The 14,295-nt window shown below is 69.5% G+C and carries 11 protein-coding genes; 7 read left to right on the top strand and 4 right to left on the bottom strand.

The window, feature by feature from the left end; translation table 11 throughout:
* The 3 genes from A5706_RS22220 to A5706_RS22230 form a co-directional block, all read left to right on the top strand.
* A partial coding sequence (locus A5706_RS22220; protein WP_068135367.1) for an LLM class flavin-dependent oxidoreductase occupies positions 1-890 on the top strand: 890 nt, incomplete at its 5' end.
* Positions 887-2,008, top strand: coding sequence for an LLM class flavin-dependent oxidoreductase (locus A5706_RS22225; protein WP_068135370.1), 1,122 nt, complete (start codon positions 887-889; stop codon positions 2,006-2,008). The genes A5706_RS22220 and A5706_RS22225, both read left to right, overlap by 4 nt.
* Positions 2,005-3,339, top strand: a complete 1,335-nt coding sequence (locus A5706_RS22230; RefSeq protein ID WP_068135372.1) for an NtaA/DmoA family FMN-dependent monooxygenase — start codon at positions 2,005-2,007, stop codon at positions 3,337-3,339. The genes A5706_RS22225 and A5706_RS22230 overlap by 4 nt, the downstream gene beginning before the upstream one ends.
* Positions 3,340-3,352: 13 nt before the next feature.
* Here A5706_RS22230 and A5706_RS22235 read toward each other — a convergent pair whose 3' ends face one another.
* Positions 3,353-4,090: an MBL fold metallo-hydrolase gene (locus A5706_RS22235; protein WP_068135373.1), complete on the bottom strand. Its 738-nt coding sequence runs from the start codon at positions 4,088-4,090 to the stop codon at positions 3,353-3,355.
* 96 nt (positions 4,091-4,186) lie between these two features.
* On the opposite strand from A5706_RS22235, the gene fgd reads away from it, so the two are divergent.
* From fgd to A5706_RS22250, 3 genes are read left to right on the top strand one after another with little or no spacing between them, the layout of a single operon-like run.
* Positions 4,187-5,197 (top strand): glucose-6-phosphate dehydrogenase (coenzyme-F420), encoded by a 1,011-nt coding sequence (gene fgd / locus A5706_RS22240; RefSeq protein WP_068135376.1) that lies wholly within the window; start codon positions 4,187-4,189, stop codon positions 5,195-5,197.
* Positions 5,190-7,328 (top strand): phosphate acetyltransferase, encoded by a 2,139-nt coding sequence (pta, locus tag A5706_RS22245; RefSeq protein WP_068135379.1) that lies wholly within the window; start codon positions 5,190-5,192, stop codon positions 7,326-7,328. Before fgd ends, pta begins: the two co-directional genes overlap by 8 nt.
* Positions 7,321-8,478, top strand: coding sequence for an acetate kinase (locus A5706_RS22250; protein ID WP_068135384.1), 1,158 nt, complete (start codon positions 7,321-7,323; stop codon positions 8,476-8,478). Before pta ends, A5706_RS22250 begins: the two co-directional genes overlap by 8 nt.
* On the opposite strand, the gene A5706_RS22255 is transcribed toward A5706_RS22250, so the two are convergent.
* Positions 8,467-9,660: a DUF1501 domain-containing protein gene (locus tag A5706_RS22255; RefSeq protein ID WP_068135387.1), complete on the bottom strand. Its 1,194-nt coding sequence runs from the start codon at positions 9,658-9,660 to the stop codon at positions 8,467-8,469. The two genes, A5706_RS22250 and A5706_RS22255, sit on opposite strands and share 12 nt — an antisense overlap.
* Before the next feature lie 12 nt (positions 9,661-9,672).
* A complete protein-coding gene (locus A5706_RS22260) occupies positions 9,673-10,989 on the bottom strand; it encodes a DUF1800 domain-containing protein (protein ID WP_068135399.1) in 1,317 nt (438 codons plus the stop codon).
* Positions 10,990-11,143: 154 nt separating this feature from the next.
* Between A5706_RS22260 and A5706_RS22265 the strand changes: the two genes are divergently transcribed.
* Entirely contained in the window at positions 11,144-12,001 is an 858-nt protein-coding gene (locus A5706_RS22265; protein WP_068135391.1) for an endonuclease domain-containing protein, read from the top strand.
* Positions 12,002-12,210: 209 nt separating this feature from the next.
* Here A5706_RS22265 and A5706_RS22270 read toward each other — a convergent pair.
* Positions 12,211-14,295: serine/threonine-protein kinase PknG (locus A5706_RS22270; RefSeq protein WP_068135393.1), on the bottom strand; the 2,085-nt coding region annotated here is incomplete at its 5' end.

The following is a 14,295-nucleotide window of genomic DNA, read 5'->3' on the forward strand; positions in this document are numbered from 1 at the left end:
GGATTCATCCGGACCGGCTGACCGGCCGCGCCGACGCCGTCCTGGTCGCGGCCCGCATCGCCCCCGCCACGCGACACATCGGGCTGATCCCCGTGGCCACGGTCACCCATACCGAGCCTTTCCACGTCTCCAAATCCATTGCCACGCTTGACTTCGTGTCGCACGGACGGGCCGGCTGGCAGCCGCGGGTGAGCGCCACCGCGCACGAGGCGGCGCTGTTCGGCCGTCGTGACGTGTCCGAGGTACCTCTCTTCGAGGAGGCCGTCGAGTACGTCGACGTGGTCCGCCGGTTATGGGACAGCTGGGAGGACGACGCCATCATCCGCGACGTGAGCACCGGGCGCTACGTCGACGTGGATAAGCTGCACTACATCGACTTCACCGGAAAGTACTTCTCGGTCAAGGGGCCCTCGATCACGCCGCGCCCGCCCCAGGGGCAGCCCGTGGTGGCCGCGCTGGCGCATGTCGGCCCCGCCTACGAGTTCGCCGCCTCCGGCGCCGATGTCGTCTTCGTCACCCCTACCGACCGCGCGTCGGTGCAACGCATTCTCGCGGAGGTGCGCGCGGCGGGCGGTGCCCACCTGAAAGTCCTTGCCGACGTGGTGGTTTCGTTCAACCGCGCGGCCGACTTCCGATCCGACGCGCTCGTGTTCACCGGTGGCGCAACGGAATTGGTGGAGCTACTGCAGGATTGGCAGCGGCTGGGCATCGACGGCGCGCGCCTGCGCCCCGCCGTCAACGCGACTGACCTGCCGGTCATCGTCGACGAGGTGGTGCCGCTGCTGCAGCGGGCCGGGCTGTTCCGCACCGGCTATCGCGAGGGTGAAACCCTGCGTGCGCGCCTCGGCCTGCCCGTGGCGCCCAATCGCTATGCGGCGGTGCACCGATGACCCCGGTGCCGCTGTCGATCCTGGACCTGGCCCCGATCAGCGCGGGCAGCGACGCCGCGACCGCACTGCGCAACACGATCGATCTGGCCCAGCGCGCCGAGCGGTGGGGCTATCACCGGTACTGGCTCGCCGAACACCACTTCGTCGGCGTCGCCAGCTCCGCGACGGCCGTGCTGATCGGCCAGATCGCGGCCGCCACCAACAGCATTCGGGTCGGATCGGCCGCCATTCAGCTCGGGTATACCACTCCGGTCGCGGTGGTCGAGAGTTTCGGGATGCTTGAGGCGTTCTATCCGGGCCGCATCGACCTGGGCGTCGGAAGGGGACAGCGACGCGACACCGGGTTCAAGCCGAAATCACCGTCGGCCAAGTCCCGCCCGCCGCGGCAGTGGCACGAGGTCGACGGCGTGGTGGTCCCGCTGCCGTTCGACCTCCGCGGGCTCCTCGACAAGGAACGGGTGCAGGCGACCATGGGAATCCTGCAACAGCCCGGGGCGGTGGCGCCCGGCTTCGCCGAGCAACTCGCCGACATCATCGCGATGCTGGACGGCACCTACGAGGTCGAGGGCTTCGACGTGCACGCGGTGCCGGGTGAGCGATCCGGGTTGACCCCGTGGATCTTTGGCAGCACCCGGGGTGAAAGCGCCAAGCTTGCCGGTGCGCGGGGTTTGCCGTTCGTCGCCAGCTACCACATCACTCCGGCGACGGCGCTGGAGGCGATCGATGCCTACCGGGCCGCCTTCGTTCCGTCGGCCGCCTTCGAGCGGCCCTACGTCGTGGTGTCGGCCGACATCGTGGTGGCCGACGACACCGCTACCGCAAGGCATCTGGCGTCCAGCTACGGGCATTGGGTCTATTCCATCCGGACGGGGGTCGGCGCCGTGCCCTACCCCGATCCCGACGACTGCCCCCCGCTCGCCGAGGAGCAACTGCCGGTGGTGAAAGACCGGCTGGAAACGCAGTTCGTCGGCAATCCGGACGAGGTCGCCGAGCGGCTGTCCGCGCTGCAACGCGTCACCGGCGCGGACGAACTGGTCGTCACCTCCGTCACCCACCGGCACTCCGACCGGCTGCGCTCGCACGAACTGATCGCCAAGCGGTGGGGGATCAGCGGATGAGCGTGCGGGAGGGCAAGCAGCGCAAGCCGATTCACCTGGCCGCCCACTTCCCGGGTGTCAACAACACCACGGTGTGGACGGACCCGAGTTCGGGCAGCCAGATCGAGTTCGAGTCGTTCGTGCACCTGGCCCGCACCGCCGAACGTGGGTTGTTCGACTTCTTCTTCCTGGCCGAGGGGTTGCGGCTGCGGGAGCACCGCGGCCGCATCTACGACCTGGACGTGGTGGGCCGCCCGGACACGTTCACCGTGCTGGCCGCGCTCGCGGGTGTCACCGACCGGATCGGGCTGACCGGAACCATCAACACCACCTTCAACGAACCCTTTGAGGTGGCAAGGCAATTCGCGTCGCTCGACCACCTCTCGGGCGGCCGCGCCGGCTGGAACATGGTGACCTCGTCGGACGCCTTCACCGGAGCCAACTTCCGCCGCGGCGGTTTCCTGGACCACGCCGATCGGTATTCGCGGGCCGAGGAGTTCCTCGCCGTGGCTCGCCAGTTGTGGGACAGCTGGCAAGCCGACGCCGTGCTGGCCGACGTCGGGGCGGGGGCCTATGCCGATCCCGACCGGATCCGAAGCGTCGAACACCGTGGCCCCCAGTTCGACGTGCGCGGGTTCGCTACGCTGCCGGCGGGGCCGCAGGGGCATCCGATATTGCTGCAGGCCGGCGACTCCGCCGACGGCCGCGCGTTCGGCGCCCGCAACGCAGACGCCCTGTTCACGCTGCACTCGTCGCTTCAGGACGGGCAGCGCTACTACGCCGACGTGAAGGGCCGCGCCGCGTCCTACGGCCGGGATCCCAACCGGCTCAAGGTGTTTCCCGCGGCGACGTTCGTCATCGGCGACACCGATGCCGAGGCGCACGACCGGGCGCGGCACATCCGCTACCAACAGGTCAGCGGCGCGACGGCGATCGCGATGCTCGAGCAGGTGTGGGGCCGTGAGCTATCCGACCACGACCCGGACGGCCCGCTTCCGGATTTCGACCCGGTGGTCGACAGCGCGATCACGCAGGGCCGGGTGCGGCACGGCGACCCCATCGCCGTCGCCCGCGGTTGGCGCGAACGCGCTTTAGCCGAGAATCTCTCGATCCGCGAGCTGGTCATCGCGGTCACCAGCCGCCAGCAGTTCGTCGGCACGCCAACGCGAATCGCCGACGAGATCGACACCTACATCCAGGCCGACGCTTGCGACGGCTTCATCCTGGTGCCGCACCTGACGCCGCACGGCCTCGACGAGTTCGTCGACCGGGTGGTACCGGTGCTGCAGGAACGCGGCGCTTTCCGAACCGAGTACACCGGCGAGACGCTGCGGGAGCACTTGGGGCTCTGACGCCGGGTCTGCGTCATTGCGCCCGCTTGAGCGCCGCTTCCGTCGCCTCACGGATGGGGCCGCGCCACACGTCGCCGTGACCCGGCAGCAGTGCCTCGGTGTTCAACAGGGCCAGCGCGTTCAGGCTGCGCAGACAGTTCGTCTGGCTGTGGCTGAACACGGGCGGCAGCAGCTGCGGGCCGCGGTGCCGCAGCAACGGGTGGCCGGTGATCAGCGCGTCGCCGCTTGCCAGGACCCCGTCGACGACATACGAGCAGTGCCCGCTGGTGTGCCCCGGCGTGGCGACGGCCATCGGGTGGCCCGGCAGTGTGGCGGCCACCTCCGCGGTCAGCGGCTGCGTCGAGGGGATGCCGTCGCGGATCAGACCGCCGCTGCGGACCACGTGTAGACCCCACACCGCCCAGCGCGGCCGCCAAATGCGCAGCGCCACATCGACAACCGAGGCCTGCTCCAAGTACTCCCGCTTGGCGTGGCCCACCTCGTCGGCGTGGCAGAACACCGGGGTGCCGTGCTCGGCGGCGAACCGGATCGCCGATCCCAAATGATCGATGTGCGCGTGCGTCAGCAGGATCGCGCGCACGTCTTCCGGGCCGTAGCCCAGCTGCCGCAGCGACGCCAGCACCTCCTCGCGATCGCCGGGGTAGCCGGCGTCGATCAACATCACGCCCGTCCCGTCGACCACCAGCGTCCAGTTAACCGCCGGGCCCTGGGCGAGGTACACCGTGTCGGTGACCTGAACTAGCTGCGCCATGCCCGCGAGTGTAGGAGGCCCGGGAGGAGCGATCGCAAGCGCGGCGTAGCCGGGCGCGGCGGGTCGCGACCGGCAAGACAGGAGTAGAAATAACCCGTGGCTGAACTCAAACTTGGATACAAGGCGTCCGCCGAACAATTCGCACCGCGTGAGCTCGTCGAACTCGCTGTCGCCGCCGAAGGTCACGGCATGGACAGCGCAACCGTCAGTGACCACTTCCAGCCGTGGCGGCACGAGGGCGGGCACGCACCGTTCTCGCTGGCCTGGATGACCGCCGTCGGCGAACGCACCAAGCGGATCGTCCTGGGCACCTCGGTGCTCACCCCGACATTCCGGTACAACCCCGCCGTCATCGCACAGGCCTTCGCCACCATGGCGTGCCTGTACCCCGACCGCGTCTTCCTCGGGGTCGGCACCGGCGAGGCGCTGAACGAGATCGCCACCGGATACGAGGGCGACTGGCCGGAGTTCAAGGAGCGCTTCGCCCGGCTGCGCGAGTCGGTGCGGTTGATGCGGGAGCTGTGGCGCGGCGACCGCGTCGACTTCGACGGCGAGTACTACCGGCTCAAGGGCGCCTCGATCTACGACGTGCCCGAGGGCGGCGTCCCGATCTACGTCGCCGCCGGCGGCCCGGCGGTGGCCAAGTACGCGGGACGGGCCGGCGACGGGTTCATCTGCACCTCCGGCAAGGGCGAGGAGCTCTACAAGGACAAGCTGATCCCGGCCGTCAAGGAGGGCGCCGCGGCCGCCGACCGCAACGTCGACGACATCGACAAGATGATCGAGATCAAGATCTCCTACGACCCGGACCCCGACCTGGCGCTGGAGAACACCCGCTTCTGGGCGCCGCTGTCGCTGACGGCCGAGCAGAAGCACAGCATCGACGACCCGATCGAGATGGAGAAGGCCGCGGACGCGCTGCCGATCGAGCAGGTCGCCAAGCGCTGGATCGTGGCGTCGGACCCCGACGAGGCGGTCGAAAAGGTCGGGCAATACGTGACGTGGGGCCTCAACCATCTGGTGTTCCACGCGCCGGGCCACGACCAGCGCCGGTTCCTGGATCTCTTCGAAAAGGACCTGGCCCCCAGGCTGCGCCGACTTGGCTGAAACCGGGCCTTTTTCGAAGGCCATCTACATCGCCGCGCCCGAGCCGGAGACCGGCAAGTCGACGATCGCGCTGGGGCTGCTGCACCGGCTGACCGCGACCGTCGCCAGGGTCGGCGTGTTCCGCCCCATCACCCGCGTTTCAGGCGATCGCAAGCGCGGCGAAGCCGGGCGCAGCGGGTCGCCGCATGTACTCGGCGAGGACCGCGACTACATCCTCGAGCTGCTGCTCGAGCACACCACCGCCGGCCTGTCCTACGAGCAGTGCGTCGGCGTGACCTATCAGCAGCTGCACGCCGACAGCGACGCCGCGATCGCCAGCATCGTTGACTCCTATCACGCGATGGCCCAGTCCTGCGATGTGGTGGTGATCGTCGGGAGCGACTACACCGACGTGACGCGGCCCGCCGAGCTCTCCATCAACGCGCGCATCGCGGCCAACCTCGGGGTGCCGGTGCTGCTGGCGGTCAGCGGCAAGGGCCGGACCCCGACGGAGATCGCCGGCGTCGTCGAGGTCTGCCTCGCCGAGCTCGCCGTCCAGCACGCCCACGCCGCGGCGGTGGTGGCCAACCGGTGCGATCCGGCGGACCTGGCGGAGGTAGCGGAAGCGTTGTGCGCGTTCACCCAGCGCAGCTACGTGCTGCCCGAGGCACCGCTGCTGTGCGCGCCGACGGTCGCCGAGCTGGAGCGGGCGGTCGGCGGGACGCCGGTCAGTGGCGAGGCGTCGCTGCGCGAGCGCGAGGTCACCGACGTGCTGGTCGCCGGGATGACTGCCGATCACGTGCTGGAAAGGCTGCGCGACGGCATGGCGGTGATCACCCCGGGCGACCGGTCCGACGTGGTGCTCGCCGTGGCCAGTGCCCATGCGGCGGAAGGGTTTCCGTCGCTGTCATGCCTGGTGCTCAACGGCGGGTTCGAGCTGCACCCGTCCATCGCGGCGCTGGTCTCCGGCCTGCGGCTGCGGCTGCCGATCATCGCGACCGCGCTGGGCACCTACGACACGGCCAGCGCGGCCGCCTCGGCTCGCGGCCGGGTCACCGCGATGTCGCAGCGCAAGATCGACACCGCGCTCGAGCTGATGGACCGCCACGTCGACATCGCGGATCTGCTTACCCAGCTGACGATTTCGGTGCCGACCGTGATCACCCCGCAGATGTTCACCTACCAATTGCGGCTGCGGGCCCGGGCCGACCGCAGGCACATCGTCCTGCCCGAGGGCGACGACGACCGCATCCTGCGCTCCGCCGGGCGCCTGCTGCAGCGCGGCGTCGCCGACCTGACCATCCTCGGCGACGAGGCCCAAATCCGGCTGCGGTCGGCCGAACTCGGGGTGAACCTCGACGGCGCGCAGGTGATCGACCCGCTGGTGAGCGAGCTGCGCGACCAGTTCGCCGACCAGTACGCGGAGCTGCGTAAGGCGAAGGGCGTCACCACCGAGCATGCCCGCGAGATCATGCGCGACGCCACGTATTTCGGCACCATGCTGGTGCATAACGGCGCCGTCGACGGCATGGTGTCGGGCGCCGCCCACACCACCGCGCACACCGTCCGGCCGGCGTTCGAGATCATCAAGACGGTTCCCGACGTCTCCACCGTCTCCAGCGTCTTCTTCATGTGTCTGCCCGACCGTGTCCTGGTGTACGGCGACTGCGCGATCATCCCGAACCCCACTTCCGAGCAGCTTGCCGACATCGCGATCAGCTCCGCCCGCACCGCCGCGCAGTTCGGCATCGAGCCGAGGGTGGCCATGCTGTCCTACTCGACCGGCGACTCCGGCACCGGCGCCGATGTCGACAAGGTCAGGACGGCAACGGATTTGGTGCGCCGACGGGATCCGAAGCTGCTGGTCGAGGGGCCCATCCAGTACGACGCCGCGATCGAGCCGTCGGTCGCGGCCACCAAGCTGCGGGATTCGCCGGTGGCCGGGCGCGCCACGGTCCTGATCTTTCCGGACCTCAACACCGGCAACAACACCTACAAGGCGGTGCAGCGCAGCGCCGGGGCCATCGCGATCGGTCCGGTGCTGCAGGGGCTGCGCAAGCCCGTCAACGACCTGTCCCGCGGCGCGCTGGTCGAAGACATCGTGAACACCGTGGCGATCACCGCGATCCAGGCGCAGGCCGTCCATGGCTGACACGGGCCGCCTAGTGCTGGTGATCAACTCCGGCTCGTCGTCACTGAAATACCAACTGGTGGAACCGGATTCGGGCGAGGCGCGGGCGTCGGGCCACATCGAGCGGATCGGTGAGGATGGGTCCGGCGTTCCCGATCACGAGGCCGCGCTGCATCGCGCCTTCGACACCCTGGCCGGGGACGGCATCGACCTGCGGACCTGCGGGCTGCTGGCGGTCGGGCACCGGGTGGTGCACGGTGGCAACGAGTTCTACCGGCCGACGCTGATGGACGACGCGCGGATCGCCACGCTGGGCAAGCTGTCCGAACTGGCCCCGCTGCACAATCCGCCCGCGCTCAAGGGAATCGAGGTGGCGCGCAAGCTGCTGCCCGACTTTCCCCACGTGGCGGTGTTCGACACGGCGTTCTTCCACGACATGCCGCCGGCCGCGGCGACCTACGCCATCGACCGTGAGGTGGCCGAGCGGTGGCAGATCCGCCGCTACGGATTCCACGGCACGTCGCACCGCTACGTCAGCGAACAGGCCGCGGCCTTCCTGGACCGGCCGCTCGGCGGCCTGAAACAGATTGTGCTGCATCTGGGTAACGGTTCGTCGGCATCGGCCATCGCCGGCACCCGGCCGATCGACACCTCGATGGGTCTCACCCCGCTGGAGGGCCTGGTGATGGGCACCCGCAGCGGCGACATCGACCCCAGCATCGTCAGCTACCTGTGGCACCGGGCCCAGATGGGCGTCGACGACGTCGAGGCCATGCTCAACGAGCGGTCCGGGGTTCTCGGGCTGGCCGGCGAGCGGGACTTCCGCCGGTTGCGGTCCATGATCGAATCCGGCGACGGCGCGGCGCAATTGGCCTACAGCGTGTTCATTCACCGGTTGCGCAAGTACATCGGCGCGTACCTGGCGGTGCTGGGGCACACCGACGTCATCAGCTTCACCGCCGGGATCGGCGAGAACGACCCCGCGGTGCGTCGCGACGCGACGGCGGGCCTCGAGGAGCTGGGCGTCGTCCTGGACGAGCGCCGCAACCTCAGCGGGGGCCGGGGCGCGCGGCAAATCTCGGCGGAATCGTCGCCGATCGCCGTGCTGGTGATACCGACCAACGAAGAACTGGCCATCGCCCGCGACTGCGTGCGCGCGCTAAGCGGTTAGGAACCCCAGGCTCTTTCGTCCCGCCCCAACCGAGGGTGTGGGATCGGTCCCGACGGTTCGGTCCAGCAGTTCGTGGTAGACGTCGCGAAAGTCCGTGGTGTACTTCAGGTCCCCGTTGTCGAGGTCGGTGAGGCTGGGTTCCTCGCCGTAGAACCCGCCTTTAACGGGTCCGCCGCGCGCCCCCGCGACGAAGACCGGACCGGCGGTGCCGTGGTCGGTGCCCTGCGAGGCGTTGGCGTGGACGCGGCGGCCGAACTCCGAGTACGCCATCACGACCACGTTGGGATCGTCCACCTGCTGCAGGAAGGGCGCGACCGCCTGGTCGAAGGTCTGCAAGAGGCGCTGCTGGGTTTCGCGTTCGTCGGCGTGGGTGTCAAAGCCGCCCAGTTGCACGGTGTAGACCCGCGTCGGGACGCGGGCCTTCACCGCGCCGGCGACCACGTCCAGCTGCGCGGCGAGCGAATTGCGGCCCTTGGCGGCGGGTTTGACCGATTCGAACGCGCCGTTGGCGGTCCGCGCGGCGCGGTACGCCTTGCGCACGGCGGCCATCGCCGGGGTGTCGTCGGGGTCGTCGGCACCGAGCGCGGCCATGATGCCGTCGAATTGCTGGGCCTTGCCGGCCGACCCGCCCGGCGAAAGCGCTGCCGCCGTGCACTTTTCGCCGACGGCCAGCGGCGGCAGGACGGGCCCCACGTTGACCGCGCGCAGCGGGTCGTCTCCGGTGGCGTCGAGCCAGCGGCCGATCCAGCCGGTCGAGACGGGCTCTGCCGGCGACGCCGTCTGCCAGATGTCCATGGACCGGAAGTGGCTGTGGTCCGGCTTGGGGTAGCCGACGCCGCGCACGATGGCGAGTCGGCGTTGGCCCCACAATTGGGCCAATCCCTTCATCGCCGGGTTGAGCCCGAGCCGCTCGTCGAGGTGAATCACGTCACCCGGGGCGTAGGCGAGCTCGGGGCGCGCGTCGTGATATGCGTTGTCGCCGTAGGGGATCAGAGTGTTGATGCCGTCGTTGCCGCCGTACAGCGTGACGAGCACCAGCACGCCGGCGCCCTCGGGCAGCGGGCGGTCCCGGGCCGCGCGCATCAGGTCGGGCCATTCGACGGCCACCGCCGTCGAAAGCAGGCCGGCCGCGCCGACGCCCGCGCTGGCGATCAGGAATCTGCGGCGATTGATCTCGGGCATGCTCGTTCTCACTCAGGACGTCAGGTATTCGGGCGTGTTGACCGCGGCCGCGACCAACTGCGGCGGCGTCCGTACCAGCGGCGCCAGCGCGTCGGCGGTCCGGTCCGACCAGTCGCCGACGCCGATCAGGTAACCGACCGCGTCGATGCGGTCGCGGGGGGCGGCGTCTTCGACGCTCGAGAGGTCGCCCGAGCGCGCCAGGTGCGTCGCGGCGCGCAGGCGCGCCCCGGCGCTGGCGGTGGACAGCCATACCTGCCCGCGGGGCCAGCCGCCGACGCTCGGCGGGTAGAACGGGCGCTGCCCCAGCGCACCCAGGGTGGTGTCCGCGAGCTTGCGCTCCGCGGGCTTGTCGACGGGCACGCGCAGTGTCCGCAGCACGCCGACGAGCCATTCGACCGGGGTGTTGACCCGCGTGGCTCGCCCATCGGTGAACTCGCCGTCGGTGAGGATCGCCCGGGTCAGTGCCCGCAGGTCGCGCCCCGGGCCGTACGCGGCGACGAGGCGGTCGAGCGCTTGCGGTGACGGCGGGTCGTCGGAGGCCAGCTGCTGCCACAGGCGCCCCGCGACGTATTCGGCCGATTTGGGCTGGGCCAGCACGGCGTCGCAGAACGCCGCGGCGTCGAAGTCGCGGGTGGACCCGAACAGCGTCTTGGCCGTCGGGTCGTGGCGTTTGGGGAGCACCGCGGTTTGGCCGTCGGCGCCGATCACCCATCCCGTCAGCGCCCGCGCCCCGGCCCGCACGTCGTCCTCGGTGTAGCCGTTGCCGTGGCCGAGCGCGAACAGCTCCATGAATTCGCGGGCGAGGTTCTCGTTGGGGGCCTTGGCCGTGTTGGCCTGCCCGTCGAGCCAGCGCAGCATCGCGGCGTCGGTCAGCATCGCGTAGGCCAGCTTGCGGAAATCGCCCAGCGCGCCGGTGCGCAGCTTCTGGTTCTGCGCGGCCATGTACGCGGCCACCCGGACCTTCTGCGCGGAGGTGGCGAAGTGGTTGTGCCACAACAGGGTTAGCTTCTCGTGGACCGGCTGTCCGACGCTCACCATGCGGCTCAGCCACCACTCCGAGAGCACCCGCTGCTGTTCGGACAACGCCGCGTTGTACTGCTTGCGGGCCGCCTGCGGCGCGCCCTTGCCGGGCGCGCGCGGTGCCTCCAGGCTTGGCATCGGGGTGGCGACGGCGCCCGGGTCTGCGTCGGGGTTGGTGGCCAGGATGGCGTCGACGTATTCCGGCCACTCGCGGGTGGCCACCGCGTCGACCTCGGGTCCGGTCACCCCGAACCCGGCCCGACGCAGCGCGCGGGCCGTGGTGATCCACCGCGTGGACTGCCCCGGCATGTCCATAACTGTGCGATACGAACCTATGTCTGCGCTGTGTGTGTGCCTGTGGCTTTTTCCCGCCCCGTGTGTACACGAAAAGCCACCAGTTCACACCCGACCGCCCTGTGGATAGCTGTAAACGCCGTCACCGTCGGCGTGCGAGCGTTCCGCCATGGAACTGGGAAAACCGTTTATCGGCAGCGAGGCACTGGCATCCGGGGCGTTGAACCGGCATCAACTGCGCACGCGTTACAGCGCGGTCTTTCCGAACGTCTACCTACCGAACGGCACCGAGCCGTCCCTTGAACAGCGGATCGCCGCGGCGTGGTTGTGGTCGAAGAGGTCGGCGACCATCGTCGGCGCGGCCGCCGCGGCGCTGCACGGATCCAAGTGGATTCCCGACAATGTTCCGATCGAGCTGAACCAGTCCAACACGCGACCACCGCGCGGCGTGCTGACGCGGCGCGACGCGCTGGCGGACGGCGAGACGCAGGTGATGGGCGGGTACACCGTCGCCACACCCGAGCGCACCGCCTTCGATATCGGCCGGCGCGGCGCCATCCGCTCGGCGGTCGCCCGGCTCGACGCACTCGCGCGCGCAACGGGTTTCAAGGTTGACGACGTGCTGCGCATCGCGAAGTGCCATCCCCACGCGCCCGGGTTGCGTGGGCTGGAGGCCGCGCTGGAGCTGGTCGACCCGGGGTCGCAGTCGCCGCGCGAAAGCTATCTGCGGCTGCTGCTCATCGATGCCGGGTTGCCACGGCCGCAGACCCAGATAGCGGTGCTCGGCGTGGACGGCCTGCCAGTCGCCCACATCGATGTGGGTTGGGACGAGTACATGGTCGGGGTTGAATATGACGGTGATCAGCACCAGACCGATCGTCGTCGATACATCTACGACATTCAGCGCTTGGAGACGCTCGAGCGAATGGGCTGGATAATCGTCCGGGTCGTCGCTGAGGATCACCGCGCAAACATTGTGCGCCGAGTCCGCGCGGCGCTGATCGAACGCGGTTGGGCTGCATGCTGACTCATTGAGTGTGAGCGCTGGGTTTTGAGTGTGAGCCGGTGGCGGCATCCGGGCGATTTTCCCGCTCCGGATTCACACGGAAAGCCCACGATTCACACTCGAGCTCGCTGGCGAATCGAGTGTGAACGCAGGGCGTTTCGGTGTGAGCCCATGGCGAAGTTCGTCGGCGTGTCGCCGCCCACGATTCACACGGACACGCAGAGCAAAAGCTAGAACGTGCTCGTCGGGCGCACCTTGTTCGCCATGTCCACCAGCGTGTAGCGGTGCCGCTGCGTGGGCGCGACGCGGGCCAGGCTGCGCAGTGACGCCTCGACACCCAGTCGCAGGCCGTGCTCGGTGAACGGGAAGCCGAGGATGTGGTTGGTGCTGGCCTCGTTGTCCTGCAGCCAGTCCATCGCGCCGCCCAGCACCAGGGCGCGGATCTGCAGCACCCGCGGCTCGGTGGGCGGCAGGGCCTCGACGCGGCGGGCGGCGTCGCGGATCTGTGCCTCGGTGATCTCGCTGGTGGAGCGGCCGGACATCAGCGTCACCGCGCTGGTCAGTCGCGCGGTGGTGAAATGCCTTGAGGTGGGCGGAACCTCGTCCAGGGTGTTCACCGCCTCCTCGCGATTGCCCTCGGCCGAAAGGGCTCTGGCCAGACCGAAGGCGGCGGAGATCACGCCGTCGTTGGTCTTCCACACCGTCTCGTAGAACTTGTGCTCGTCGGGGTTACCGGCCAGCTCGGCGGTGGCGGCCAGCGCCAGCTTGGGCGCCAGCTCGCCCGGGAAGGTGTCCAGCACCTCGGTGAAATGCTTTGTGGCCGACTCGTAGTCGCCGGTCAGCAGCTCGGAGACGGCCCGATACCACACCAGCCGCCACCGCCAGCCGACCCGCTCGGCGAGGTCGTCGAGCTTGCGAGTGGCCTTGGCCACGTCGCCCAGGTCCAGCAGCGCGCGTACCTCCATCAGCGGCAGCTCGATCGACTCGGCCACCTCGATGCCGTCGGCGTCCAGCGAACCGTGCCGCGCCGCGCGCAACGAGTCCAGCGTCTGGACCGGCTGGGAGAGCACCGTCGCCTGCAGCACCGGGGCGGCGACGTCCGTCGGATCGACCAGCGGCACCGGCAGCGCGGTCACGATTTCCCGGGCCGTCAGCTTCTCGGAATGCACCTGGCCGTCCAGGTACACGTCGGTGTGTGCGACCAGCAGGTCGACCCCGAACGTCGAACGGCTGGGGGAGAAGATCGTCGACAGGCCGGGCCGCGGGATCCGGGTGTCCTGGGCGACCACCTCCCGCAGCACGCCCATCAACTGCGCCGACATCTCCTCGGCGGTGGAAAAGCGGCGCCGTGGGTCGGGGTCGGTGGCGCGGCGCAGCAGCCGGCCGTACGAGTCGTAGTTCTTCAGCACGGGATCGTCGTCCGGCAGCCCGTCCACGTAGCGGCCGTTGCGGGTGCGCAGGTTCAGCGTCAGCGCCGCCAGCGTCCGCCCCACCGTGTAGATGTCGGTGGCCACCGTCGGGCCCGTCCGCACGATCTCCGGGGCCTGGAAACCCGGTGTGCCGTAAAGATATCCGAACGAATTGATCCGGGACACCGCGCCCAGGTCGATCAGCTTGAGCTGCTCCTCGGTGAGCATGATGTTCTCCGGCTTCAGGTCGTTGTAGACCAGGCCGATGGAATGCAGGTAGCTCAGCGCGGGCATGATCTCGAGCAGGTAGGCGATGGCCTCGGAGACGGGCAGCTTCTCGGACTTCCCGTCCTTGAGGTTGCGCCGCAGCGACTGCCCGCCGATGTACTCCATGACGATGTAGCCGACCGGCTCCCCGTGCCGGTCGGTGTGCTCGACGAAGTTGAAGATCTGCACGATCTGCGGGTGCACCACCTCGGCCAGAAACTGGCGCTCGGCCATCGCGATCGCCTGCGCCTCGGCGTCACCGGAATGCACCAGGCCCTTGAGCACCACCGGGCGGTCGTTGACGTTGTGGTCGACCGCCAGGTAGACCCAGCCCAGCCCGCCGTGCGCGATGCAGCCCTTCACCTCGTACTGGCCTGCGACGATGTCGCCCGGATTCAGCTGCGGCAGAAACGAATACGGGCTCCCGCAGGCGGGGCACCAGCCCTCGGACGCGCCGTTGCCCTCGGAGCCCGACCGGCCGACCGGCTTTCCGCAGTTCCAGCAGAAGCGCTTGGACTCCGGCACCACTGGATTGGTCATCAGCGCCTCGAGCGGATCGATGTCGCGCACGCGCGGGATCTCGACCAACCCGCCGCCCAGCTGCCGGGTCGGCGGCAGCACCCGGGTGGCCACCGTCAT

Source organism: Mycobacterium sp. E796, assembly GCF_001672815.1.
In the GTDB taxonomy this organism is placed as follows: domain Bacteria; phylum Actinomycetota; class Actinomycetes; order Mycobacteriales; family Mycobacteriaceae; genus Mycobacterium.

Excerpts from the sequence above, each read along its gene's own strand:
- A5706_RS22260 (WP_068135399.1), bottom strand. The coding sequence starts at position 10,989 with ATGCCGGGGCAGTCCACGCGGTGGATCACCACGGCCCGCGCGCTGCGT.
- A5706_RS22250 (WP_068135384.1), top strand. The coding sequence starts at position 7,321 with ATGGCTGACACGGGCCGCCTAGTGCTGGTGATCAACTCCGGCTCGTCG.
- A5706_RS22265 (WP_068135391.1), top strand. The coding sequence starts at position 11,144 with ATGGAACTGGGAAAACCGTTTATCGGCAGCGAGGCACTGGCATCCGGG.
- A5706_RS22225 (WP_068135370.1), top strand. The coding sequence starts at position 887 with ATGACCCCGGTGCCGCTGTCGATCCTGGACCTGGCCCCGATCAGCGCG.
- A5706_RS22255 (WP_068135387.1), bottom strand. The coding sequence starts at position 9,660 with ATGCCCGAGATCAATCGCCGCAGATTCCTGATCGCCAGCGCGGGCGTC.
- A5706_RS22230 (WP_068135372.1), top strand. The coding sequence starts at position 2,005 with ATGAGCGTGCGGGAGGGCAAGCAGCGCAAGCCGATTCACCTGGCCGCC.
- A5706_RS22235 (WP_068135373.1), bottom strand. The coding sequence starts at position 4,090 with ATGGCGCAGCTAGTTCAGGTCACCGACACGGTGTACCTCGCCCAGGGC.